Source organism: Noviherbaspirillum sp. (assembly GCF_035944575.1).
Taxonomy (GTDB): domain Bacteria; phylum Pseudomonadota; class Gammaproteobacteria; order Burkholderiales; family Burkholderiaceae_D; genus Noviherbaspirillum.
Window position 1 is genome coordinate 79,897 of record NZ_DASZBA010000257.1, and the last position, 21,015, is coordinate 100,911.

Annotated in this window: 20 protein-coding genes and 1 tRNA gene; 16 read left to right on the forward strand and 5 right to left on the reverse strand. The window is 56.4% G+C overall.

Features of this window, described 5'->3' with window-relative positions:
• Positions 1-25: 25 nt before the first annotated feature.
• A complete protein-coding gene (locus tag VGU61_RS21295) occupies positions 26-925 on the reverse strand; it encodes a YicC/YloC family endoribonuclease (RefSeq protein ID WP_326861317.1) in 900 nt (299 codons plus the stop codon).
• 120 nt (positions 926-1,045) lie between these two features.
• On the opposite strand from VGU61_RS21295, the gene VGU61_RS21300 reads away from it, so the two are divergent.
• The 6 genes from VGU61_RS21300 to VGU61_RS21325 all read left to right on the forward strand — a co-directional run bounded on the left by VGU61_RS21300 (position 1,046) and on the right by VGU61_RS21325 (position 5,758).
• Positions 1,046-2,053, forward strand: a complete 1,008-nt coding sequence (locus VGU61_RS21300) for a serine/threonine-protein kinase (RefSeq protein WP_326861318.1) — start codon at positions 1,046-1,048, stop codon at positions 2,051-2,053.
• Between the two features lie 12 nt (positions 2,054-2,065).
• On the forward strand, positions 2,066-2,998 hold the full coding sequence (locus VGU61_RS21305; RefSeq protein WP_326861319.1) for a PP2C family serine/threonine-protein phosphatase: 933 nt from the start codon (positions 2,066-2,068) through the stop codon (positions 2,996-2,998).
• Between the two features lie 8 nt (positions 2,999-3,006).
• Complete coding sequence (gene rph, locus VGU61_RS21310; RefSeq protein WP_326861320.1) at positions 3,007-3,738, forward strand: ribonuclease PH; 732 nt, start codon at positions 3,007-3,009, stop codon at positions 3,736-3,738.
• A gap of 47 nt (positions 3,739-3,785) precedes the next feature.
• A complete protein-coding gene (gene rdgB, locus VGU61_RS21315) occupies positions 3,786-4,370 on the forward strand; it encodes an RdgB/HAM1 family non-canonical purine NTP pyrophosphatase (protein WP_326861340.1) in 585 nt (194 codons plus the stop codon).
• The gene (gene hemW, locus VGU61_RS21320; protein ID WP_326861321.1) at positions 4,367-5,608 is read left to right on the forward strand and encodes a radical SAM family heme chaperone HemW; all 1,242 of its coding nucleotides are present in this window, start codon (positions 4,367-4,369) and stop codon (positions 5,606-5,608) included. The genes rdgB and hemW overlap by 4 nt, the downstream gene beginning before the upstream one ends.
• A gap of 60 nt (positions 5,609-5,668) precedes the next feature.
• Positions 5,669-5,758 (forward strand) — tRNA-Ser (locus VGU61_RS21325).
• 318 nt (positions 5,759-6,076) lie between these two features.
• Here VGU61_RS21325 and VGU61_RS21330 read toward each other — a convergent pair.
• A complete protein-coding gene (locus tag VGU61_RS21330; RefSeq protein WP_326861323.1) occupies positions 6,077-6,223 on the reverse strand; it encodes a hypothetical protein in 147 nt (48 codons plus the stop codon).
• Between the two features lie 2,537 nt (positions 6,224-8,760).
• On the opposite strand from VGU61_RS21330, the gene VGU61_RS21335 reads away from it, so the two are divergent.
• From VGU61_RS21335 to VGU61_RS21350, 4 genes are all read left to right on the forward strand, one after another.
• Positions 8,761-9,909 (forward strand): ABC transporter substrate-binding protein, encoded by a 1,149-nt coding sequence (locus tag VGU61_RS21335; protein WP_326861324.1) that lies wholly within the window; start codon positions 8,761-8,763, stop codon positions 9,907-9,909.
• 125 nt (positions 9,910-10,034) lie between these two features.
• Positions 10,035-11,288: a branched-chain amino acid ABC transporter substrate-binding protein gene (locus VGU61_RS21340; RefSeq protein WP_414691675.1), complete on the forward strand. Its 1,254-nt coding sequence runs from the start codon at positions 10,035-10,037 to the stop codon at positions 11,286-11,288.
• Between the two features lie 541 nt (positions 11,289-11,829).
• Positions 11,830-12,816: a glycosyltransferase family 4 protein gene (locus VGU61_RS21345; RefSeq protein WP_326861325.1), complete on the forward strand. Its 987-nt coding sequence runs from the start codon at positions 11,830-11,832 to the stop codon at positions 12,814-12,816.
• Between the two features lie 129 nt (positions 12,817-12,945).
• Positions 12,946-13,731, forward strand: a complete 786-nt coding sequence (locus tag VGU61_RS21350) for a polysaccharide deacetylase family protein (protein WP_326861326.1) — start codon at positions 12,946-12,948, stop codon at positions 13,729-13,731.
• A gap of 39 nt (positions 13,732-13,770) precedes the next feature.
• Here the strand turns inward: VGU61_RS21350 and VGU61_RS21355 are convergent, their stop codons facing one another.
• Positions 13,771-14,055: a hypothetical protein gene (locus tag VGU61_RS21355; protein WP_326861327.1), complete on the reverse strand. Its 285-nt coding sequence runs from the start codon at positions 14,053-14,055 to the stop codon at positions 13,771-13,773.
• A gap of 198 nt (positions 14,056-14,253) precedes the next feature.
• Complete coding sequence (locus tag VGU61_RS21360; RefSeq protein WP_326861328.1) at positions 14,254-14,886, reverse strand: TetR/AcrR family transcriptional regulator; 633 nt, start codon at positions 14,884-14,886, stop codon at positions 14,254-14,256.
• Between the two features lie 95 nt (positions 14,887-14,981).
• Between VGU61_RS21360 and VGU61_RS21365 the strand changes: the two genes are divergently transcribed.
• The 3 genes from VGU61_RS21365 to VGU61_RS21375 all read left to right on the forward strand — a co-directional run bounded on the left by VGU61_RS21365 (position 14,982) and on the right by VGU61_RS21375 (position 17,139).
• Entirely contained in the window at positions 14,982-15,719 is a 738-nt protein-coding gene (locus VGU61_RS21365; protein ID WP_414691676.1) for an SDR family oxidoreductase, read from the forward strand.
• 70 nt (positions 15,720-15,789) lie between these two features.
• Positions 15,790-16,377 (forward strand): 2-hydroxychromene-2-carboxylate isomerase, encoded by a 588-nt coding sequence (locus VGU61_RS21370; RefSeq protein ID WP_326861329.1) that lies wholly within the window; start codon positions 15,790-15,792, stop codon positions 16,375-16,377.
• A 174-nt stretch (positions 16,378-16,551) separates the two neighbouring features.
• Complete coding sequence (locus VGU61_RS21375) at positions 16,552-17,139, forward strand: SDR family oxidoreductase (protein WP_326861343.1); 588 nt, start codon at positions 16,552-16,554, stop codon at positions 17,137-17,139.
• 246 nt (positions 17,140-17,385) lie between these two features.
• On the opposite strand, the gene VGU61_RS21380 is transcribed toward VGU61_RS21375, so the two are convergent.
• Positions 17,386-18,126 (reverse strand): SOS response-associated peptidase, encoded by a 741-nt coding sequence (locus VGU61_RS21380; RefSeq protein ID WP_326861330.1) that lies wholly within the window; start codon positions 18,124-18,126, stop codon positions 17,386-17,388.
• Positions 18,127-18,335: 209 nt separating this feature from the next.
• Here VGU61_RS21380 and VGU61_RS21385 point away from each other — a divergent pair, with 209 nt between their 5' ends.
• The 3 genes from VGU61_RS21385 (at position 18,336) to VGU61_RS21395 (ending at position 21,011) form a co-directional block, all read left to right on the forward strand.
• Positions 18,336-19,352 carry an SDR family oxidoreductase gene (locus VGU61_RS21385; protein WP_326861331.1) on the forward strand — a complete coding sequence of 339 codons (1,017 nt, stop codon included), beginning with the start codon at positions 18,336-18,338 and terminating at the stop codon, positions 19,350-19,352.
• 63 nt (positions 19,353-19,415) lie between these two features.
• Positions 19,416-19,823 (forward strand): TraR/DksA family transcriptional regulator, encoded by a 408-nt coding sequence (locus VGU61_RS21390; protein WP_326861332.1) that lies wholly within the window; start codon positions 19,416-19,418, stop codon positions 19,821-19,823.
• A 117-nt stretch (positions 19,824-19,940) separates the two neighbouring features.
• Complete coding sequence (locus VGU61_RS21395) at positions 19,941-21,011, forward strand: adenosine deaminase (RefSeq protein ID WP_414691677.1); 1,071 nt, start codon at positions 19,941-19,943, stop codon at positions 21,009-21,011.
• The last annotated feature ends 4 nt before the right edge of the window (positions 21,012-21,015 follow it).

Genomic DNA, 21,015 nt, shown 5'->3' on the forward strand with positions numbered 1-21,015 from the left:
GTTGGGCAATTATTGAATGGGGAAATTATTCAAGATTCTGAACTTGTTCCCGCATCTGCTCAATCAGCAGTTTCATTGACATCGATGCATCCGACAGTTCCTTCAGGGCTGCCTTGGAGCCAACCGTGTTGGCTTCCCGGTTCAGCTCCTGCATCATGAAATCCAGCCGCTTGCCGACAGGGCCGCCTTTCGCAAGGATATGGCGGGTTTCCGCCAGGTGCGCGGACAGGCGGGACAACTCTTCCGCGACGTCGATGCGGATGCCGTACAGCGTGACCTCCTGCCTGATGCGTTCCAGCGCCTCTTCGCGCGACAAGGTGGACGTGGTCGCTGCGCCGTTTTGAATGGCAAGTCCAAGCGCTTCCTGCATGCGTTCCGTCGCCTTCTGCTGGAACTGCGAAATCGCCTGCGGCACCATGGGTGTGATTCGTTTGACAATGGCGTCCATGTCGTCGACACGCGACAGCAGCATCGCCTGCAATGCCGCGCCCTCACGGTTGCGTGATTCGACGAACGCATCGACTGCGTCGGCCATCGTGGCAGCAACGTCACTCTGCAGCGACTCCTGGTTTGAGTCGGCTTCCTCGAGCATGCCAGGCCAGCGCAACAGCTCATGCACGGAGAGCGGCTGCGCGTCATGAAATTGTTCGCGAATGTCGTCCTGCAGCCTGGACAGTATTTGCAGCAGCGGGATGTTCAGAGCCTGCGAAGTCCCGCTTGCCGCCTTGCGCCCGAAGCTCAAGCGGCACTCGACCTTGCCGCGTCCGATCCGGCCCATGATGGCTTCGCGCAACGCTGGTTCGAAGGCACGCATCTCATCATTGATGCGGAATTGCAGATCAAGGAAGCGGGAATTGACGCTCTTGATTTCGATTGTCAGCGTGCCCGCTGTTGTTTCGCGTGTGACGACCGCGTATCCGGTCATGCTCGATATAGTCAAAATTCAGCCTTCTTCTTTACAAAACAGGGATTTGTCAACACAATCGCAGGTAATCTCTGCATGTGAAACTTGCATGTGAAACCGAATGTGAATCATTAGGACACTATGGCCGCGCAAAACAACGCTCCGTTACCGGATGGGCTTGAAATAGCTGGATATCGCATTGTAAAGAAGATTGCGTCAGGCGGGTTCAGTATTGTCTACCTTGCCTATGATGAAGACGGCAATGCCGTTGCGATCAAGGAGTATCTTCCGAGTTCGCTGGCGTTGCGCCAGCCGGGCGAGCTGGTGCCGGCGATCTCCGCGGAAAATCTTCCCGTATTCCGGATCGGCCTGAAGTGCTTCTTCGAGGAAGGGAGAGCGCTGGCCCGTATTTCACATCCCAATGTTGTCAGTGTGATCAACTTTTTCCGTGCCAATGACACCGTGTACATGGTGATGGCCTACGAGTCGGGGCGCTCGCTGCAGGACCATATCCTGCGCCGCCGTGACAAGGGCGAACGTCCGCTGGTGTCGGAGCGCTTCATTCGCAAGATGTTCAATCAGGTGATGAACGGCCTGCGCGAGGTGCATACCAACAAGCTGCTGCATCTCGACCTGAAGCCGGCCAATATTTACCTCCGCATGGACGGCACACCGATTCTGCTGGATTTCGGGGCCGCGCGCCAGACGCTGAAAACGGATATGCCGAAGCTGTATCCGATGTACACGCCGGGCTTTGCGCCGCCGGAGCTCTACGTAAAGAACGGCAATCTTGGTCCCTGGACCGATATTTACAGCATAGGCGCGTCGATGTTCGCGTGCATGGTCGGCGCACCGCCGCAGCCAGCGGATCAGCGCAAGACCAATGACAAGATGGACGATCACTTCCGCAAGCTGGAAAGCATGTATTCGCGCGAATTGATCCAGGTGATTCGATGGAGTTTGCGCGTCGATCCTCTGGAGCGCCCGCAGAGCGTATTCGCGTTGCAGAAGGCGCTGCGGGAACCGATATCGGAAAAAAAGGAAGCGGACATCCTGGAAAAAGTCTCGACCAGGTTGAAGGGGTTGTTTGCCAATCTCGGCCGCAACTCGGCAGCTATCGGCACCACCATCCAGGAACATACAAAGTAACCGGACACGCTCATGCGATTCTCTGTATATCAGGAAAGCCATATCGGTGGCCGCAAGAACAACCAGGACCGCATGGGATACAGCTTCACGCGCGACGCGCTGCTGCTGCTTCTTGCGGACGGCATGGGCGGGCATATCCAGGGTGAAATGGCCGCCACCATCGCTTTGCAGACCGTAGGATCCCTGTTCCAGCAGAATGCCAATCCATACATAAAGAAACCGGAGCGGTTCCTCGAGGACAGTTTTTTCGCCGCGCATCGCGAGATTCATCGCTATCGGGCCATCAATAATCTGCCTGAGACGCCGCGCACAACGATCGTCGCCTGCCTGATTCAGCATGGAAACGCTTTCTGGGCGCATTGCGGCGATTCACGGTTGTACTGGATGCGGCAGGGCCAGATACTGGCCCGCACAAGGGACCATTCCCGCATCGAGACGCTGATTGCGCAGGGTAAGGTCGATCCGTCGGAACGGGATACCCATCCGGACCGAAACAAGCTGTTTAATTGTCTCGGTGCGCCCAATATGCCGATCGTGGAACTGTCGCGCCGTTCCAGCCTGCAGGCGGGCGACGTGATACTGTTGTGTTCCGACGGTTTGTGGTCCGTATTGCCTGACCATGTACTGGCTCAGCGCCTGCAGAACAACACGGTGGTCAGGGCTGTGCCTGAACTGCTCGCGACCGCCACCGGCATCGCCGGCAAGGCGAGTGACAATGTCACCGCACTGGCCCTTATGTGGGAAGGCGGGCATAACCTGCAGGATCCAAACAGCACTATCACCACTCATACACTACCGGTGGGAAGCGTCACCACGACGATCCAGGCGCCGCGTCATGCGGATCTGGAACAAGCCGACGTATTCAACGATTCCGACATTGAAAAGGCGATCGAGGAAATCCGTGGCGCAATCGAGAAGTCTTCCCGCCTCACATCTAAAAATTAGGCAATTCCATGTCGCTTGAAAATCGTCCTAGCGGACGAGCCGCAGATGCATTGCGGAACGTCCGCATTAACCGTCAATACACCAAGCATGCCGAGGGCTCCGTCCTGATCGAGTTCGGTGACACGCGTGTGCTTTGCACAGCAAGCATCGAAGAAAAAGTGCCGGGATTCCTGAAGGGAAAAGGGCAGGGGTGGATGACTGCGGAATACGGTATGCTGCCGCGGTCCACCCACACCCGCATGGACCGCGAGGCAGCCAAGGGAAAGCAATCCGGGCGCACTCAGGAAATTCAGCGATTGATCGGCCGCTCATTGCGCGCCGCGTTCGATCTGGATGCCTTCGGTGAACGAACCCTTCAACTCGATTGCGATGTCCTGCAAGCCGACGGCGGAACCCGCACTGCGGCGATTACCGGTGCAATGGTGGCAGCCCATGATGCGTTTGCCGGCTTGCTGAACCGTGGCGTCATCACGGCAATGCCGGTCAGGCATTTCGTTGCCGCGGTCTCGGTCGGCGTGCATGGCGGCAGGCCGGTACTGGATCTCGACTATATTGAGGATTCGGACTGCGATACCGATATGAATGTCGTCATGACCGACGGCGGCCACTTCGTCGAAGTGCAGGGTACGGCCGAAGGCGCTGCCTTCGATCGCGCTACCATGAACACGCTTCTCGACCTTGCGCAGAAAGGTATCGGTGAGCTGATCGTGCAGCAAAAGAAGGCGCTTGGGCTGTCCTGACACACCGCGAATATCTGCACCGGTTCATGCCGGAGCAAACTGACATCATGAACCGCACCATCGTCCTTGCATCGAATAATGCCGGCAAACTGAAGGAGTTCGGCGAACTGCTGGGCCCGCTCGGTTTCAACCTTCGTACGCAGGGCGAGTTTAATGTGCCCGAGGCGGAGGAGCCGCATCCAACCTTCGTCGAGAACGCGCTCGCGAAAGCACGACACGCATCACGGTTGACCGGTCTCCCGGCGCTGGCTGACGATTCCGGTGTCTGCGCCAATGCGCTTGGCGGAGCGCCCGGCGTATTGTCGGCGCGATTCGCCGGCGAACCCAGGTCCGACCTGCGCAATAATCGAAAGCTGATCGAGGAACTGGCAGCACAGGCCGACAAATCGGCCTACTATTATTGTGTGCTTGTCCTGGTGCGGCATGCCGATGATCCGCAGCCTGTCATTGCGGAAGGGCGCTGGGACGGCGACATCGTCGCCGAGCCACGCGGGCAGGGCGGTTTCGGCTATGACCCGCATTTCTGGCTTCCTTCATTGCAAAAGACGGCGGCGGAATTATCCGCGCAGGAAAAGAACCGAATGTCGCACCGCGGACAGGCACTGCGCGTGCTGGTGGAGAAATTGCGATGATACCCATCAAGCCGGTCAATTCCGGTACAACTACCAAAACCGCACCGGCTCCTGTCGATGCCGCGACGGCATTCCTGGGGCCAGGCACACTGCATCTGACGGCGCTGCCGCCATTGTCGCTGTATGTGCATTTTCCTTGGTGCGTACGAAAATGTCCTTATTGCGATTTCAATTCCCACGAAGCCAGGGACGGTTTTCCGGAGAAGGAATACCTGGACGCGTTACGCAGCGACCTTGAGGCCGCATTGCCGCTGATCTGGGGAAGAAAGATCTACACGATTTTTATCGGCGGCGGTACGCCTAGCCTGATGTCGGCAGCCGGAGTGGACCGCTTGCTTTCCGATATACGGACTTTGTTGCCACTGGACGGCCGCGCCGAAATCACGATGGAGGCCAATCCGGGCACGTTCGAAATGGAGAAATTCCGCTCGTATCGCGCCAGTGGCATCAACCGCCTTTCGATCGGTATCCAGAGCTTCAATCCGCGTCATTTGCAGGCACTCGGCCGCATCCATGATGGCGATGAAGCCAGAAGGGCAGTCGACATTGCTCATGCCGCCTTTGATAACTTCAATCTCGACCTGATGTATGCGTTGCCTTCCCAAACATTGGATGAGGCGGCGGAGGACGTCGCAACAGCAATCGGGTTTGCGCCACCGCATCTGTCGCTCTATCACCTGACACTGGAGCCGAACACGTACTTCGCCAAGTATCCTCCCGCTGTACCGGATGACGACATGAGCGCGGAAATGCAGGACATGATCCAGCATCGGACCAGCAGCGCCGGGTATGCACACTATGAAGTTTCCGCATACGCGCAGGCCGGCCGTCAGGCGCGGCACAATCTGAACTACTGGCAATTCGGGGATTATCTCGGTATTGGTGCCGGAGCACATTCCAAACTGTCTTTTCCGCATCGGATCATCAGGCAGATGCGCTACAAGCAACCAAAAGCCTATCTGGAAAATATGGCAAAGGGATCGCCGGTACAGGAAGAATTCGAAATCGAACGAAGCGAGCTTGGATTCGAATTCATGCTAAACGCGCTGCGTCTGAACGACGGTTTCGAAGTCAACCTGTTTGCCGAGCGCACCGGCATGACGATCAATGCAATCGGCCAGGCACTCGACGAAGCCGAACAGAAGGGATTGCTGTATCGTGATCACCGGATGATTCGGCCGACTGAACTCGGCCGGCGCTTCCTGAACGACCTGCAGCAATTGTTTTTACGCGATTAACCGTTTATTTGCCATTCATCATTCGGCAATCAGGGGCGACTTCGGTATAATTCCGGCTACGGAAGGTTGGCAGAGCGGTTGAATGCACCGGTCTTGAAAACCGGCGAGGATGCGAGTCCTCCGTGAGTTCGAATCTCACACCTTCCGCCAAGAAACCGGCAGCCATGCGGGCTTAGAGGAATTGCAGCTGGTCTACCCACAGTAGTGCCGACAATTTAAGCATTGAAGCGAAGACAGCCGTTATCACATTTCCGATAACGGCTTTTTTGTTTTGCCGATTGATGCAATGGGATTTAGCCAGCCGGTACATCGCGTCTTGAAATCCCCATCGGCCGTAATCAACTCAATGATTGCCAGACCTGCAGACTGGAATTCAATAGCGAAAAAGGCAGCCACTAGCTGTAATGCCGTTCAGTTAAGCCTGAACGGCATTTTTTATTTTTCGGTTGTAAACATTCCGCATCGCTGTTAACCTCCGGCGCGATGTTCGACGACGCCCTTCATTTCCTTGCTGATGGCCTGGAGTCCCCTGACTGGAGGCGACTGGGCCAGCATTTGTCGTATGACTGGATCGAGGAAGCGGTGGTCTGCACGCATGCGGTAAGCATCCGTCATCGTTTGTCTTTAGCTGAGCCCTTCCAAGATAGGTGGCTCCACGGCTATGGGCTGGATCAGCAGCACCGGCTTTGGTTAGCAGGTCAACAGCCGTCAGGAAATTCTGGCTTTTGCACGCAGACATGCCTTGTTCGTAGAGTGATTTGGCTTTCTCGGCATCGCCGCTGGTCGGCTTTTCTTCTCTCTCGATTGCACCTTTGGTTTGAAGGAAGGCTTTCTCGTTGCGGGCTTTAACGGCTTCCAGCATTTCATCAATTGAAGAAACTGGTGAAGCATATACCTACGATGCAACGACTAGGGATGTAGCAGCGAAACAGCCAATAATTGTCTGTTTTGTCGTCGATTTTGCTTCAAGGTCTGGTGTACTCAGAGGTTCATTGCATGGCATCGCGATGCCGATTCTCATGGGTTCTGCTCCGATTTGCAGGATTTAAGTTTGGCCTAAGATTCGACGGTTAAGATTACCCGTGAGTAACCGCATATCACTGTTACTCACGGCATATTTTTCCTTCACAGAGCTTGTCCTACAGCATCCCCATGCTGTGGGATTTTTTTATTGAGCTCTGGGGCAGCACCTCAGGTTTGTGATACATCAAAGTCAGACGATGAAAATTCGATAACATGTCTGTATTCGAGCTTTTCCGAGTGAGCCTGTCTCAAGAGAAATAGCTGTTTGTACCGGGGCTGGCGGTATGCAAACATTCCAGCACCAGATTTCCAAACCCAGCCAAATTGCGCTGGGTTTTTTTATGCGCGCCTTCAGCCCGCAGCGTTCTTCCGCAAAGACAAGCAAAACAGGTCGCTTTTATATCCGGGTTGCGCCGACAAACCAGAACGTTGCAACTGCTGTGCACACCATGTAAAACTGCGTCACCCAGTCGTCATTTAATGCCGCCAACAAAATTTCCATGTCATCTCCTGTTGGAAAAGCCTAGGATGATGCATCAAGGAAAAATTGCTTTGACGACTCGCAACGATTCATGAATTCAATGAATGTCAGAATGTGATTCGCAAACCGGCTGCACAATCATTACGGCATGGATAAAGCGAGCCCGGGAGCAGCGTGCCGGGCTAGGAAAATGTGCCAAGACCTGTGATCGGTGACGCGGTCCTCGCAAGAATGCTGCGGACACATCCAAAAATACTGGATTGCTAAAAACGAGGATCCCCTGCCTCTATCCACTTACCGGGATGGCTTCCACCGGTTTGTGTTTGACTGGCACGTCGATTTTGCTAGGGGCCTCCGGCGTTTCCGGGGGCGTGGTGGAGGCAGTTGTGTCGGGAAGAGGGGACTGGGGCCCTGGAATGAAAAGTATCAGGGCGCTGCAAAAAACCATAACCGCCAAGGCTGACAAATATTTCGCCAGATTCTGAGCAGTGTTCATAAGGCACCATCGAGCAAGTAATCAAGTTTTCAATGTAACGTCTCACAACGGCTGTGGCTTGAGAATGGTTAAGGTGGACAACTTATGTGCAGCAGGCCTGACGATGTGCTTGATATGTACCAAGTTTGTTACCGCGATGCGACAGCCGGATACTTCGATGCGCGCTTCTTGAATGCGCCGATATAGCCCTGGCGCTGGTTGATCTCCAGCTCTTGTTCAGACGACAGGGCATGGGTCAGGAACACACATTCACTCCAGCGCACTTCGCTGCATCCGCAATGTGGACAGATGATATCGACAGGCTGAGGTTGGCCTTTGCATTCGTTATCAAATTCATTGACCTGATACGGGCGCCGACAGCGTTGATTGTTGCATCGTTCTACCCACATACCGTTCCCCTTTTCGCGCCGATCATACCGGCCTTCATTTCACCGCATTTCGGCTACTGAAAAACTGGAACGGTTCGATCAGCCGTCCCAAGCGCGAGACGGCATGTGTTCCCGGGCAGGATTAAGTCTGCCGCTCTTATTGGCCGTCTTGCGCGCTTCCCTGGTTTTGTCCAGTACTGAATTGTCCTGCGGCTTTGTCGTCCTGTGCCGGCGCTCGGGCAGCGCGCCGGTCGGCCGTGTTTCGAGGCGTGGCACGGCGTTCGGCCATCCGACGCTCGCGAAATTTGTTGAGATCGTAACTAGCTGCTTCAAAAAGCGATTCGGGTCGTGTCATTTGCTTTTCCTTGGTCGCACCAAATTTAGTGCCTGTAGACACTTTATGCGGTGATGCCCATCGAGATTTGACGTGGGGCAAAGGTTTGTCTTTGATTGGCGGTTTGGATGTCGCATGTTGTAAGACAAACTATGGTGTTTCGCATAGTGGTTTCCGCCAAGCCCTGTCCGTGTTGTTCCAGATGAAGAATCGGGAAAATGTCTTGACGCATGGAAATTAGTTTCATACGATGGCTTCATTGTTTTAATTGAATGTCGTTCAATTCATGGAGGGCAAAACATGCGTTAGGCCCGAGAAAACGGGATCAATCGCATCGCTCTGCCGTGAATCACGAAAGCTTGCCTTGACCACTTTTTAAGAACGCGCTAGCCGTGCCGGCTATCAACAAGCGTCAAAGATTTCGAATATCAGGATGGAGGAGACCAGTCCATGAGTGTGTTGTCCGCGTTACCTCGCCGTTTGTTGGCCATGTCGTTCGCCATGTGCATATCTGCGCAAGTGTTTTCCGCCCCGAAGGAAGTGGTGATCGGATCGGTAGTGCCGCTGAACGGCCCGTTTGCCACCCTGGGCAAACCGCTCGCCGAAGGTGCCAGCGCCTGTTTTGATTACATAAATGAAAACGGCGGGGTCAACGGTTATCGAATTCGATTCGAGGTGCAGGACGATTCCTTCGATCCCAAGCTTACCGTTGCCAAAACACAGGAACTGATTGCGGCCCATTCGCCGGTGGCGCTGCTCAATACTGCAGGCACGTTGCAAAACGCCGCTTTGATTCAATCGGGCGTGTTGTCCAAAGCCAATATACCGCTTGTAGGTCCCCGCGATGGATCGTCCACCGTACGCGGCCTGCAAAGCAAGAATCATTACTTCCTGATTGCCGGCATCGCCGCAGAGGCTGACAAGATCGTGAATGTGTCCGCAACGATTGGCCGCAAGCGGATGGTCGCGGTGTATTCCGACGACGGCTCCGGCCGTGAAGCGCTGGCACAGATCGAGCGCGCTGCCGAGAAAAGCGGAGCTACTCTCGTCGCGCGTTATCCCGTTCCCGCCGGGTTGAAGGATATTCCCGACATCGCGCGCAAGGTGGCTGCGGATCAATCGTTGCAACAGGTCCTGGTCTATGGCGTCACGCCGCTGGTCGCGCAGTTTTACAAGGAAATCCGCACGCTGCGCCCGGCGCTTCCCGTCACCAGTTTTTCAACCACCTCGCATGCCGCAATCGTCGATATTCTCGGTGCGGAAGCAAGCCGGGGACTCATGCTGACCCAGGTGACATATCCCACCAGCAGCGCACTGCAAATCATGAAGGATTTCCGTGCCGCGATGGACCTTCAGCAGATACCGGAAGTGAGGATTAACAATCTCCACCTGGAAGGATTTCTTGCGGCGCGGGTAGTGGTGGAAGCGCTGAAGAAAATCAAGGGTGTTCCGACCCGGGAAGAGATGGCGGCCGCGCTTCATCAAATCCACAAGACCGATATTGGGGGCCTGAGCTACGACTTTTCGAATGGCCGGCGCGAAGGATCGTCATTCGTACAGATCGGCATCATCGGGCCGCAAGGGCGCTTGATGAACTGAGAGAAATTTTATCTCGATCCGACTCTAAAGTTATATCGTCGGACGCCCGTATAAAAGACTGAAGCGGCGCGGCGCGCTACGGAAATATTCATACGCCGCTTGAAAATCAACTTGGAGGAGACACCATGAACAAAACAATCAGAATGCTGACATCGGCACTACCTTTGGCTGTTGCGCTTGCTGCGCCGAACGCACTGGCCGATGTAGTCAAGGTGGCCTATATCGATACCATGTCGGGTGCGTTTGCGCCCATCGGCCAGAACCTGTTCAACAGCTATCAATACAATGCTGAACTGGCGAACAAGCAGAAACTCGCCGGCAATCACACGATCGAGTTCGTTGCATTCGACAACAAGGGCAGTCCGCAGGAATCGCTGAACCAGTTGAAGAACGTCATCAACCAGGGTATCCGCTACATCGCGCAGGGCAACGGCTCTGGCGTGGCGTTGGCGTTGGTCGATGCGATCAACAAGCATAACGAACGCAATCCGGGCAAGGAGATCGTGTACTTCAACAACTCCGCGATCGATCCTGACCTGACCAACAGCAAGTGCAGCTTCTGGCATTTCCGCTTCGACGCCAATTCGGACATGAAGATGGAAGCATTGACCACTTATCTGGCGAAGGACCAGTCGGTCAAGAAGGTGTACATCATTGGCCAGAATTATGCGCATGGCCATCAGTTCACGCGCGCGGCGAAAGAGTACCTTGCACGCAAGCGCCCGGATATCGAAATCGTGGGCGACGATTTGCATCCAATCGCTCTCGTGAAGGATTTCTCGCCTTACGTCGCAAAGATCAAGGCTTCGGGCGCAGACACGGTGCTGACCGGAAACTGGGGAAGCGATTTGGCTTTGCTGATCAAGGCCGCAAGGGATTCCGATCTGAAGGCTGATTTCTATACGTATTACGGTGCAACCACCGGCGTGCCGACCGCAATGGGCGCGGCAGGTGCCGATCGGGTCAAGTCGGTCGGTAACTGGAACGTCAATAACGAAACGTTTGCCGGCAAGGAAATCGTCGAAGGCTTCAAGAAAAAGTACAAGGACGACTTTTACACGACACAGACGCATTCGGTGGTGCACTTCCTGTCCAAGGCGATCAAGGAGAGCAAGTCGACCGACCCGGTGAAGGTTGCGTTTGCGCTGGAAGGCATGAAAATGAAAGGCCTGGGCGGTGATATGGAGATGCGCAAGTCTGACCACCAGATGCAGCAGCCGATCTACATCACGACCTGGACAAAGGTGAATGGCAAGGATGTGAAGTATGACCAGGAAAATACCGGCTACGGCTGGAAGACCAATCAGAAGATTGAATCCTTCGTGGCTTCCCAGCCGACGTCCTGCCAGATGAAGAGGCCGTCCGCCGCTGATCTGTAACCTTCGCGTGCGTGCCGCGCAATCGCAAGCGCGGGCGACGTTGGGAACGAACTAAAAAGGGGGAATGCTTTCGGGCGTTCCTCCTTTTTTTTTTGCTTCTTTGGCCGGTGCGTTCACGCCGGCATTCGCACTGGTTTTGAGCAGAACAAATATTCTGTTTTAAATCAAAGAACTAGATTAAAAGTTTCTGCTTGTTCACAGGGTTAATCACAATATCTGTGAGTAACCCCCTCCCAGCCAAGCATTCTGGGTCCAAAAGTATCGCCATACCCTGGTCATAAAGCTCGTTTGATAAAAAATTTGGCGGTAGCGCATAACGCGTTGAGTACCGTCAACACCCGAGCCGAATCCGCGCTGCATGATTCATTGTCCTCATCCAGTCGCTGAGATCACAACAATGTTAAGAATCGCCCTCGTTACCAATAATCCACCTCCATACCGCATACCGGTATTTGAACGTGTCGGGAAAATGCCCGGCGTAGACTTTCACGCGGTTTTCTGCGCGGAACGGGAACCCTATCGGCACTGGGATTTACCACCGATGGATTTTCAGCACACGTTTCTTAAGGAACGGATCATTCAGCTGCGCGGCCGCTACATTCACAACAATTTCGATGTCGTGCCGACTCTCAAGCGGCTGGCGCCGGACGTTATTGTTACCGACGGGTTTTATCCAACACAGCTCTATGCTTTCGGCTATGCCGCTGCCCGTGGAATCGCCCATGTACCGCTCACCGACGGCACGGATCTTTCCGAACAGGCGCTGAGCCATGTGCACAGGATCGTGCGGCGCGTGGTGTTCGCGAAGTCCACCGCATTCATATCCGCCAGTGTCGGCGGCCGTCGTTTATACGAAAGCTACGGTATTTCGCCCGACCGTTGCTTCATATCTCATTTGTGCATTGATAACGAACTGTTCAAACCGCAGCAGTCGAACCAGCCGAAGACATTCGACTTCATTTTCTGCGGCCGCATCGAAGCCGCCAAGGGGCCATTGTTCGCTCTGGAGACCGCACTTGCGACTGCCAGGAAGATAGGCCGCAAGGTAAAGATCCTGTTCGTGGGTTCCGGCAGCCAGGAAGACGCGATCAAGAAAGCCGCGGCAATGCATCTGCAGCTCGTGGAAGCCGTGTTTCACGGTTTCGCGGCACAGCGTGAACTGCCCGATCTGTACCGTTCCGCAAAGGTCTTCCTGTTTCCGACCCTCGCCGATGTGTGGGGCGTCGTGGCCAACGAAGCCTGTGCTGCCGGTCTTCCGATAATCGTTTCGCCGCATGCCGGGGTGGCCGGTGAGCTTGTCCGCGACGGCCTGAATGGTTTCGTCTGCAATATGGAGGCCGAAGCGTGGGCGCAGCGTGCCGCCATCCTGTTGCAGCAACCGGATATATGGCGGAAATTTTCCGAGAAGAGCCTTGCCCAGGTCGGCGAGTATTCCTTTGAGAATGCCGCAGCCGGATTGCTCGACGCGTGCCGCGCATCGGTGCCGGCGGTGGAGACTGGCAGGACCAAGGTGTCTGTTTCGCGATAAATCACTGCAATTGCTGCGTACCGCTCCATGCATGCACACGGCGGACCGCCAGTTTCGGCTGCCGCCGAATGCGGGTGCCGCAGACTGTGCGTACTTGGCGCGTGCCACGCAGGTTAAAAGGATTCGATGATGGGGCTTTTATTTACCTATTCCATTGACGACGGCAATCCGTCGGATTTGCGAATGGCGGAATTGCTGAGCAAGCATGGCATCAACGGCACGTTTTACATACCGATCAGGAATTCGGAGGGCGATACTTTTCCGGTCATGTCCGACGCACAGATGCGCGAAGTCGGAAGCCAGTTCGAAATAGGGGCGCATACCTATGATCATTGCCGGCTAAAGAACCTGGGGGATCGCGAAGCGCATTTCCAGATCGTGGAAGGCAAGCGGCACCTGGAAAACCTATTGGGCAGACCGATCACCGGCTTCTGTTATCCAGGCGGAAAATATGGCAAGCGGGATGTGGACGCGGTGAAAGCCTGCGGTTTTCACTATGCCAGGACAACGATGAACCTGCGCTTCGATGCCGGCAACGATATCTTTCAGATCCCTACCACCATCCAGTTCTATCCGCATTCAAGAAGCGTCTATCTCCGCAATTTCATTGCATCAGGAAACTGGTCCCAGCGGCGTGACGGCCTGATGCTGGCGATGCGGCATGACGATTGGATGGACCGCATGTATGCGCTGTTCGACCATGCTTGCAAGCACAATCGGGTATTCCATCTTTGGACCCATTCCAAGGACATTGATCAGCTTGATGCATGGAAAAAGCTCGATGGGTTCATGGCTCATGTTGCCGCCAATGTCCGCGTACAGGATCGCCTCAATAACGGCCAACTGGCGGAGAAGCTGTTCAATCGCCGTACTCCCGCCGGACTGGTGCGACCCGGACTGTCGGAGCAGGTCTGACCTTGTTCCAGACCGGATGCGGAAAATCCGCGAGTCCGGTCAGCCTCCATCCTTCAGATATTTTTTGACCGCGTTCTTCTTCAGCAGGTCGCCCCAGGAGTCGATGCGATAGACCTCGCCGAGTTTATGCAGGTCCACGCCGAACTGATCCCTGAGTTTGAGCACCTCGTCGTCGATCGACTCCTTGTCGATTCCTGTCAGGTCCGACAGTGCCGACACCGTCGGACGTTCCAGCAAATCAATCGCTGAAAGCAGCACGAAAAGCCGGCGCGCATCCGATTGCGGGTATTGCGGGACACCAAACTGGTTTTTCTGGAAGGGCATGTTTCCTCCTCGAAAAAGAAGATTCGCCATCCGTCGACGGCTGTTGAAGCCGCCGGAAAAGCATGTGCGGCTTCGACAAGTCTGACTGCGCATTGTTGCGTTGGTGAGGCGGATAAGGATGTTTCGTCCATGGAGAACGAATTCATCGACTACCGTGGAGCAGCGTCTCGGAAATTTAAGCTCCGAGGCAAGCTGGCGCTATTTGCTCGCAGTGGTGCGGCGCAAATTTCGCTTGCGCCGCACAGGCAATGCTTCATCGGACTTATCGGATAGACGTGCAATCGCATCCTTCAGGAAATGCTTGCTGGCTTCAATGATGCTGCGCTGCATCGCTTCTCCCGGCATCGTCCGGGCCAGGAGAATGGCGCCGACGAGCTGGCAGAGAAACGACCACGCAAGTTCATCGCTGCCGAGACGTTGTGCCAGCACTTGCTGGCCTTTGAGCAATTCCTTTTCAAACAGCTCGCGAACCGAATCGTCCGCCCGGCTGATTTCCGCTGCAAGGGAAGGCAGTATGCAACCTGCTTCGGGATGCTTGGCATGGCCGGGGCTTAGATAGCGGTCGAGTTCGAACGACAGCCAGTCTTCCGCGGTCTCATGAGGATTACCGGCCCACATTTCCCTGCTTGTCAGCAGCTCGCTTTCGATCAACGCTTTCAGCAGCTCCGTTTTGGATGAGAAGTGACTGTAAAAGGCGCCGCTGGTCACGCCGGCGGCTTGCATCAGTGCGTCCACGCCTGTCGCCGCGAAGCCGTTTGCCTTGACCACTGCACCGCTGGCCTTGAGCAGCTCCTTGCGCTTTTCCTCTTTATGACCCGGTTTGTACCGCATGCGTACCTTCACTTGAAAATGCTTGACACCATGCGGATGTTAACATAACGTTCGTTACCGTAACGATCGTTATTTAAGCGCGGAGACCAACAGGCATGATGACCGACACTAACAAACAGGCTGCATTGATCATTGGCGCCGGCGACTCGACCGGCGGTGCGATCGCAAAACGCTTCGCAAGGGGAGGCATGATCGCCTGCGCGACGAGACGGGACGCCGAAAAGCTTCAACCTCTGATCGATGAAATCCACGCGTCCGGCGGCCAGGCCTACGGCTTCGGCTCGGATGCCCGCAAGGAGGACGAGGTCATCAAGCTGGTGGATGACATCGAACGCGACATCGCGCCCATCGAAGTCATGGTCTTCAACATTGGCGCTAACGTCCCGAGCAGCATACTTGAGGAAACGGCGCGCAAGTATTTCAAGATCTGGGAAATGGCATGTTTCAGCGGCTTTCTCGTTGGCCGCGAAGTCGCCAAGCGCATGGTGAGCCGGGGACGCGGCACCATCATCTTTACGGGCGCTACCGCCGGACTGCGTGGTTCGGCGAACTTTGCCGCCTTCGCCGGCGCCAAGCACGCCCTGAGAGCCCTGGCGCAAAGCATGGCACGGGAGCTGGGGCCGAAGAACATCCATGTCGCGCACGTGGTGGTCGACGGCGCCATCGATACCGCATTCATCCGCGATACATTTCCCGAGCGTTACGCACTCAAGGACCAGGACGGCATCCTGAATCCGGACCACATCGCGGAGAATTACTGGCATTTGCATACGCAGCCGCGTGACGCCTGGACGCATGAGCTCGACCTGCGGCCCTGGATGGAGCGCTGGTGACGATTCGCGCAATCCGGCGCGCGAACCTGCATGCAATTTTCCGGCATCGATAATTGAGATAGGAGGACATATGAAGCAGGTTGAATTCTTTTTTGATGTCGGCAGCCCGTACAGCTACCTCGCTTATCATCAACTGCCGAAAATCACCCGTGCCAAAGGGGCGGAAATTGTATGGCGCCCGATGCTTCTGGGCGCCGTCTTTCAGGCCGCCGGAAACAGCAGTCCCGCAGGCATACCGGTAAAAGCCTCCTATTTGGCTATCGATCTCGAACGATGGGCAAGACACTTCGACGTACCGTTCAAAAACAATCCGCATTTCCCGATCAATACGCTTCAATTGATGCGCGGGGCGACAGGCATGCAGATGCGCAGCGAGGAGGAATTTCATCATTACCTGTCGACCATCTTCAGCGCGATGTTCGAGCATCCGCGCAACCTCGGCAACTTGGAAGAGCTGACGGCAGTCCTTGAGGCTGGCGGCATTTCGCCCGCGCTGTACATGGAACTGATCGCCGACGACAAGGTAAAGCAGGCGTTGAAAAAGAATACGGAAGAAGCCGTTTCCCGCGGTGTCTTCGGCGCACCGACTTTCTTCGTCGGATCCGACATGTACTGGGGGCAGGATCGCCTTCATTTCGTTGAACAGGCACTCGCCTGACCGGCATTCATCCTCGGGGGAGATCGTAGTGACACAGAAAAAGACGGCATTGATTGTCGGCGCCGGCGCCTCGCGCGGTCTGGTTGCCGCCGCTGCACGGAGATTCGCGCAGGAGGGCCTGCATGTCGTCGTCGCGGGTCGTACACAGAAAAGGTCGAGAAAGTCGCAGCTGATATCCGCGCCGCGGGTGGCTCGGCACAGGCGGTTACCGGCGACGGCGCAAATGAATCCGATGCTGCACGCTTCGTCGCCGCCACCGAGGAGCAAGGGCTTCTCGAACTGGTGCTGCACAATGCCGGCAGCAACCGGCGCGATGCATTCCTGGAGCTCGACGCCGGCGATTTCGAAATGCTGTGGCGCGAACACTGCCTGGGCGGATTCCTGACCGGCAGGGAAGCGCGCGGCGCATGGTGCCGCGGGGCCGGGGCACAATCCTTTTCACCGGTGCAACCGGCTCACTACGCGGAAGTGCGTGCTTTGCGGCTTTTGCCGCCGCCCGAAAAGGCCGGTCTCCGCGCGACTGCGCAAAGCATGGCGCGGGAGCTGGGACCGAAGGGCATTCATGTTGCGCACATCGTCATCGACTGCGGCATCGAAGGGGGTCGCCTGCTGTCGGCGTTTCCCGGCCGGCAGAACCAGAAAGGGCCGGAGGGGCTGCTACCCATCGAAGCCATCGCGGATACCTACTGGCAGCTGCATGAGCAACAACGCAGCGCGTGGACGCACGAAATGGATTTGCGTCCCTGGTCTGAGCGTTTCTGAACATTCGATCCGCGCCCGGTTGCCGATCAACGCCTCAAGGCCAGTAGCCGCAGCATTAAGGAGGTGCGTCGTGGCAAATGTCCGCGTGAAATTCATGTTCGGTTCCGACAGCCCCAATGCGTACCTCAGTCATCGCATCATTCCGGCGATCGACGCACGCAAATTTCGGGAAAGGCTGCCTGCGTGAAGTGGAAGACGAAATCGTGTTCCGCCTGCAAACAGGCAAGGCATAACAGGTATTGGATGCTATAAGCCGAGGCTTGTTTTGACAGGGGCGGCCGGAGCCGGCTTGCCGGGAACGTATTCCGGCTCGACGAATTCCGCGATGGGCAGAAGCAGTTTCGGTTCGTCATTCGCCACGCGGTTGACCGCGTGGGAAACGCCCCATACCTGCATGCGTTCCGCATCGAACGGTCTAAGCAGGGAAGCGGGCAGGGCGACATCCTCGATCTCGGTATCAAGCCACAGATCCCAATCCGCCGGATCGATCAGAGCAGGCATCCGATGATGGATCGGTGCCAGCATGTCATTGGCGGATGTGGTGATGATGGTGCAGGTTTCCAGCAGTTCGCCTTCCACCGTTCTGCCGCATTCCCATAGCCCCGCAAACGACATGGGGGAGTCATCCTTGAGCGACACGTAAAACGGCTGTTTCGACTTCTGTCCCAGTACGGCTTTCCATTCATAAAAACCGGAAGCGGGAATCAGGCAGCGGCGCTTGCGCAATGCCCGCCGGAACATCGGCTTTTCAGCGACCGTCTCGCCTCGGGCGTTATGCAGCATCGGCAGCGCCGCCGGGTCCTTGGCCCATGACGGGATGAAGCCCCAGCGCATGCGTGTTCCTGCGCGGCTGCCGGCGTCGCTGCGCACGACCACGATGGAGGCGGTCGGCGCGATGTTGAAATGCTGAACGTACTCCGGCATGGGCGCCTTGTACCAGTCCTGCAAGGCATCGGGTTGATGATGAAGAGAAAATCGTCCGCACATGCCGGTCATTGTAGGCCGTTATGAGGCGGTTTGCCGGCATGGTGCAGTGCGTAAGCCGTGATGACCAAGGGCTTGCAAATTCGCGCATGCCGACGGTAAAAATTGCAGCGGCCCGGGAGAGAGGCCTATTTTTAATGCGAAGAAACGAAGCAAATCGCAACTTCTTGTCAGGCACGAATTTCGCTGCAGCCCTGCTGAAAGGGGTTCCAATGAAAATTCGATTAAAGAAACTCTCGACACAAGTGATTGTTATCACCGGCGCAACCAGCGGTATCGGCCTGACCACCGCACGGCGGGCCGCCAAGCGTGGTGCGACCCTGGTATTGGCGGCGCGGAACGAAGATGCCCTGCTGCGTCTCGTGGAAGAATTGGGCAAGCAGGGTACCCAGGTTGCGCACGTGGTTGCCGATGTGGGCGTCGAACAGGATGTGCGCAAGATCGCCCAGGTCGCCATCGAACGTTTTGGCAGATTCGATACCTGGATCAACAATGCGGGCATCTCGATTTTCGGACGCAACGAAGATGTATCCCTGGCAGACCAGCGGCGCCTGTTCCAGACCAATTTCTGGGGCGTGGTGCATGGTTCGCTGGTTGCTGTTGAGCATTTGCGGAACCGTGGCGGCGCCCTGATCAATCTCGGCAGCGAAGTATCGGACCGCGCACTGCCGCTGCAAGGCGCCTATTCGGCATCCAAGCATGCAGTAAAAGGGTTCACCGATTCATTGAGGATGGAATTGCAGGCCGAGGGCGCGCCGGTATCGGTAACACTGATCAAGCCGGCAGCCATCGACACCATGTTCGTCGAGCATGCGAAGAATTACCTGGATGTCGAACCGCGCCTGCCGGCGCCGATCTATGCGCCCGAACTTGCGGCGGATGCGATTCTTTATGCCGCCGAACATCCGAAGCGCGATCTCTTCGTCGGCGGCGCCGCCAAGCTGATTTCATCCAGTGCGCACTACGCGCCGCGACTGATGGATACGATCATGAAGCGGTTCATGTTCCAGCAGCAAAGAACCGATGTGCCTGCGCAGGATCGCGATCGTAACAGCCTGCATGCACCTGGCAGCGATCTCATGCAGCGCAAGGGGCAGCCGGGACATGTCTTCGAATCGAGCCTGTACACGCAGGCCGCGATGAACCCGAAGCCAGCGATGGTCCTGTTCGTCGGCACCGGCCTTGCCCTGTTCGCGTTATGGCGGTACCGGCAAAGCGACGTGCGTTGAAGCGCAATGCCGAACGTGGTTCTTCTCTACTTTTTATGAATTCGATTTTTTCAAGGATGTACTATGTCTGAGCTGACGCAAGAGCAAATTTCCAACCTGAAACAGATGCTGGATGACCGCGCCCAGGCGCTGCAGGGTGAAATGCACGAGGAGGTCCGCGACAGGGACAGCTTCAGCGATGTCGCCAGCGAACTTGCCGATCCGGGCGATGCCTCCTTCGCCGATCTGACAGTCGATCTTCAGAATGCCGCGTTGACACGCGACGTCACCGAAATGCGGGCAATCGAGGCGGCCCTGCAGCGCATGGAGGATAAGACGTACGGCGATTGCATCGATTGCGATACGGCCATTCCCTACGAGCGCCTGGAAGCGCAGCCGACCGCTGAGCGCTGCATGCCCTGCCAGGAAATGTATGAGAAAACCCATGCCAATGCCGCCGGCGGTTCAGCTTCCAGGGGCGCTACCCTGTAATGATGCAGTGGAGCCCCCGCCGATGTTCTGGCCTACAATCATGGCAACGCCCGGGACCGGCTGCTCCATTGCGTGCAGTCCTGGCCAGGCATTACATGACCAGACAGCAGAGGGAGCATGATGAGCGATACCGGCAGCAACAGCAATACCAGCAGCAGCGCGGGTAACCCGAGCACGGTGCGGCATGATCTGCTGCGCAAGATGCCCAAGGCGGAACTGCATATCCATATCGAGGGTTCGCTCGAGCCGGAGCTTATTTTCGCACTGGCCGAACGGAATAACGTGAAACTCGCCTACGCATCGGTGGATGAACTGCGGCGCGCCTACGCATTCACCGACCTGCAGTCCTTTCTAGACATCTACTATGCGGGAGCAAGCGTCCTGCTGACCGAGCAGGACTTTTTCGACATGACATGGGCCTACCTGGAGCGGGCACATGCGGATAACGTGCGTCATGCGGAAATTTTCTTCGATCCGCAAACCCATACCGATCGCGGCGTCCCGTTCGCGTTCGTGATCCACGGCATACACCGGGCGCTGGAACAGGCGCAGGCGCAATGGGGCATGAGCGGCGCACTGATCATGTGCTTCCTGCGCCATTTGTCCGAGGAAGCCGCATTCGAGACGCTGGAAGAAGCGATGCATTATCGCGACATGTTCATCGGCGTCGGGCTTGATTCCTCGGAGCGCGGCCATCCGCCTGAAAAATTCGCCCGGATATTCGCCCGTTGCAAGGAGCTCGGCATGCGGCTGGTGGCGCACGCGGGCGAGGAGGGGCCGCCGGCGTACATCGAGACCGCGCTTGACCTGCTGAAGGTGGAGCGGATCGACCACGGAGTGCGTTGTCTTGAAGATCCGGCATTGACCCAGCGGCTGGCACGCGACAGGATCGCGCTGACGGTTTGCCCGCTGTCCAATATCAAACTGCGGGTATTCGACCGAATCCACGATCACAACATCCGCGAACTGCTCGATGCAGGGCTGGTCGTTACCGTCAACTCCGACGACCCGGCCTACTTCGGCGGCTATATCAACGACAATTTCATCCAGACCTTCGATGCCCTGGCGCTGCAGCCGGCCCACGCGCAGCAACTGACGCGCAACAGCTTCGCCGCATCCTTCCTCGACGAGGCAACAAAGCAGCGCTACCTCGACGAGGTGGATGAATTCTTCGCAAAGGAAACCTGACGCC

What these genes read in the sequence shown, in the direction of transcription:
- VGU61_RS21295 (WP_326861317.1), bottom strand. Translation starts at nt 925, where the DNA reads ATGACCGGATACGCGGTCGTCACACGCGAAACAACAGCGGGCACGCTG.
- VGU61_RS21300 (WP_326861318.1), top strand. Translation starts at nt 1,046, where the DNA reads ATGGCCGCGCAAAACAACGCTCCGTTACCGGATGGGCTTGAAATAGCT.
- VGU61_RS21305 (WP_326861319.1), top strand. Translation starts at nt 2,066, where the DNA reads ATGCGATTCTCTGTATATCAGGAAAGCCATATCGGTGGCCGCAAGAAC.
- rph (WP_326861320.1), top strand. Translation starts at nt 3,007, where the DNA reads ATGTCGCTTGAAAATCGTCCTAGCGGACGAGCCGCAGATGCATTGCGG.
- rdgB (WP_326861340.1), top strand. Translation starts at nt 3,786, where the DNA reads ATGAACCGCACCATCGTCCTTGCATCGAATAATGCCGGCAAACTGAAG.
- hemW (WP_326861321.1), top strand. Translation starts at nt 4,367, where the DNA reads ATGATACCCATCAAGCCGGTCAATTCCGGTACAACTACCAAAACCGCA.
- VGU61_RS21330 (WP_326861323.1), bottom strand. Translation starts at nt 6,223, where the DNA reads ATGACGGATGCTTACCGCATGCGTGCAGACCACCGCTTCCTCGATCCA.
- VGU61_RS21335 (WP_326861324.1), top strand. Translation starts at nt 8,761, where the DNA reads ATGAGTGTGTTGTCCGCGTTACCTCGCCGTTTGTTGGCCATGTCGTTC.
- VGU61_RS21340 (WP_414691675.1), top strand. Translation starts at nt 10,035, where the DNA reads ATGAACAAAACAATCAGAATGCTGACATCGGCACTACCTTTGGCTGTT.
- VGU61_RS21345 (WP_326861325.1), top strand. Translation starts at nt 11,830, where the DNA reads ATGGATTTTCAGCACACGTTTCTTAAGGAACGGATCATTCAGCTGCGC.
- VGU61_RS21350 (WP_326861326.1), top strand. Translation starts at nt 12,946, where the DNA reads ATGGGGCTTTTATTTACCTATTCCATTGACGACGGCAATCCGTCGGAT.
- VGU61_RS21355 (WP_326861327.1), bottom strand. Translation starts at nt 14,055, where the DNA reads ATGCCCTTCCAGAAAAACCAGTTTGGTGTCCCGCAATACCCGCAATCG.
- VGU61_RS21360 (WP_326861328.1), bottom strand. Translation starts at nt 14,886, where the DNA reads ATGCGGTACAAACCGGGTCATAAAGAGGAAAAGCGCAAGGAGCTGCTC.
- VGU61_RS21365 (WP_414691676.1), top strand. Translation starts at nt 14,982, where the DNA reads ATGATGACCGACACTAACAAACAGGCTGCATTGATCATTGGCGCCGGC.
- VGU61_RS21370 (WP_326861329.1), top strand. Translation starts at nt 15,790, where the DNA reads ATGAAGCAGGTTGAATTCTTTTTTGATGTCGGCAGCCCGTACAGCTAC.
- VGU61_RS21380 (WP_326861330.1), bottom strand. Translation starts at nt 18,126, where the DNA reads ATGTGCGGACGATTTTCTCTTCATCATCAACCCGATGCCTTGCAGGAC.
- VGU61_RS21385 (WP_326861331.1), top strand. Translation starts at nt 18,336, where the DNA reads ATGAAAATTCGATTAAAGAAACTCTCGACACAAGTGATTGTTATCACC.
- VGU61_RS21390 (WP_326861332.1), top strand. Translation starts at nt 19,416, where the DNA reads ATGTCTGAGCTGACGCAAGAGCAAATTTCCAACCTGAAACAGATGCTG.
- VGU61_RS21395 (WP_414691677.1), top strand. Translation starts at nt 19,941, where the DNA reads ATGATGAGCGATACCGGCAGCAACAGCAATACCAGCAGCAGCGCGGGT.